This is a genomic window from Mycobacteriales bacterium, assembly GCA_036497565.1.
Lineage (GTDB): Bacteria > Actinomycetota > Actinomycetes > Mycobacteriales > QHCD01 > DASXJE01.
This window is the reverse complement of the sequence record DASXJE010000040.1, coordinates 1-1,513: the sequence shown is the minus strand read 5'-3', so window position 1 is coordinate 1,513 and position 1,513 is coordinate 1. Positions and strand designations below refer to the sequence as shown.

General features: G+C 65.4%; 1 protein-coding gene. It reads left to right on the top strand.

The window, feature by feature from the left end:
• Nucleotides 1–1,513: vitamin B12 dependent-methionine synthase activation domain-containing protein (locus VGH85_03730; GenBank protein HEY2172901.1), on the top strand; the 1,513-nt coding region annotated here is incomplete at both ends.

Below are 1,513 nucleotides of genomic sequence, written 5' to 3'. Positions count from 1 at the left end.
CATCGAGGCGGAGAAGGAAGAGTCCGGCGCTGCTGCCGGGAAAGACACCAACGGCACGATCATCATGGCGACCGTGAAGGGCGACGTCCACGACATCGGCAAGAACATCGTCGGGGTTGTCCTGCAGTGCAACAACTACGAGGTGATCGACCTCGGTGTGATGGTGCCTGCCCAGAACATCCTCGACGCGGCCAAGGAGCACAACGCCGACATCATCGGGCTGTCCGGCCTGATCACCCCGTCGCTGGACGAGATGGTCAACTTCGCCGTCGAGATGGAGCGTCAGGGCCTGGAGATCCCGCTGCTGATCGGTGGCGCCACCACCTCGCGCGCCCACACGGCCGTGAAGGTGTCGCCGCGTCGTAGCGGTCCGGTGGTCTGGGTCAAGGACGCTTCCCGCTCGGTGCCGGTCGCTGCCGCGCTGCTCGACGACAAGCAGCGGCCAGCCCTGCTGGAGGCCACCGAGAAGGACTACGCATCGCTTCGCGAACGGCACGCCCAGAAGAACGAGCGGCCGATGCTGACGCTGGAAAAAGCCCGCGCGAACCGGACGCCGATCGAGTGGGACGGCTACACCCCGCCGGTGCCGGCGCAAGGTGCGGGAGTATGGGATTTCCAGGACTACGACATCGCCGAGCTGCGCGAGTACATCGACTGGCAGCCGTTCTTCAACGCCTGGGAGATGAAGGGCAGGTTCCCCGACATCCTCAACAACCCGGTCTCGGGCGAGACCGCCCGCAAGCTCTACGACGACGCGCAGGAGATGCTCGACACCCTGATCAAGGAAAAGTGGCTGACTGCCAACGGGGTGATCGGATTCTTCCCGGCGAACGCGGTCGGCTCGGGTATTGAAGACATCGAGGTTTACACCGACGAGACCCGTACCGAGGTGCTGACCACGTTGCACAACCTGCGCCAGCAGGGTGAGCACCGCAACGGCATCCCGAACCGGAGCCTGGGCGACTTCATCGCGCCCAAGGACACCGGCCTGGCTGACTACGTCGGCGCGTTCGCCGTCACGGCGGGGCTGGGCATCCACGATAGGATCGCCGAGTTCAAGGCAGCCAACGACGACTACAGCGCGATCCTGCTGGAGTCGCTTGCCGACCGGTTGGCTGAGGCGTTCGCCGAACGGATGCACCAACGGGTCCGCAAGGAGTTCTGGGGATTCCAGCCCGGCGAGCAGTTGGACAACGAGGAGCTCATCGGTGAGAAATATGTCGGAATCCGCCCTGCCCCCGGGTATCCGGCCTGCCCCGAGCACACCGAGAAGGCGACGCTCTGGGAGTTGATGGACGTCCAGGAGCGGACCGGCATCGAGCTGACCGAGTCGATGGCGATGTGGCCGGGTGCCGCCGTCAGCGGCTGGTATTTCTCGCACCCGCAGTCGCAGTACTTCGTGGTCGGCCGGATGGCCCAGGACCAGGTCGCCGACTACGCGAAGCGCAAGGGCTGGACCCTGCAGGAAGCCGAGCGCTGGCTCGGCCCCAACCTCGGCTACAACCCGGAGGAC